A 285-nucleotide genomic window follows, 5' to 3' on the forward strand; every position below is an offset into this window, starting at 1 on the left:
GTGCTCGCCGCGGGCCTGCTGCGGGCGCTGCTGCCGGACCGGCCGGGATCGCGCTCGACCGACCTGATCGGTGCCGGCGGGGCGGTCGCCGTCCGGCAGGTCGGGCGCGTCCGGGTCTCGGCGCGGCTCCTGCGGGCCGGCGGGCGCGTGGGCCGGCGGCGCGTGCCGTTCCGCCCGCACCTGCTCCTGTGGAACGACCTGGACTAGGACGGCTGGCACGCCTTCGACAACGCCCTGCGCACCGCCGCCGCCGTCCTGCTCGTCAACGGCTTCTGGTACGTCACC

The 285-nt window shown here is 77.5% G+C and carries 1 pseudogene; it reads left to right on the plus strand.

Going from position 1 to position 285, the window contains the following annotated elements:
• A pseudogene (locus ACLBYB_RS33395) lies at positions 1 to 207 on the plus strand (FUSC family protein); the annotation flags it as partial.
• Positions 208 to 285 lie beyond the last annotated feature (78 nt).

Source organism: Methylobacterium sp. D54C (assembly GCF_053345595.1).